General features: G+C 54.6%; 1 protein-coding gene. It reads left to right on the top strand.

Going from position 1 to position 350, the window contains the following annotated elements:
- A partial coding sequence (locus tag FME68_RS13560; protein ID WP_230309009.1) for a hypothetical protein occupies positions 1-350 on the top strand: 350 nt, incomplete at both ends.

The following is a 350-nucleotide window of genomic DNA, read 5'->3' as shown; positions in this document are numbered from 1 at the left end:
CTCCGCTAAGGATGAGGATGGCAATGACGTCCCGGTTGAGATTGACGAGGACGGCAAGGTCATCGTTACTCCGGGTGAGGATGTTGATGGTCCGATCACGGTAGTTGTTGAGGATCCGGATCTGCCGGACGGCAAGGTTGAGGTCGAGGTTCCGGTTAACGGCCACGAGAAGGATCGTGACGATAACGGCTCCGATGAGCAGCCGGAGCAGCCTGGTGATGACAAGACCACGGTTGATGATTCCAATGTGAAGCCTGTTGATCCGACTGATGATCCGCAGGATTCTGGTATCAAGGTTGAGAACAAGGACGACGACACCAAGATCTCCGCTAAGGATGAGGATGGCAATG

Source organism: Corynebacterium hiratae, assembly GCF_009708045.1.
Lineage (GTDB): Bacteria > Actinomycetota > Actinomycetes > Mycobacteriales > Mycobacteriaceae > Corynebacterium > Corynebacterium hiratae.
Note: the sequence above shows the minus strand (reverse complement) of the source record. Positions and strands in the feature narration are given on the sequence as shown.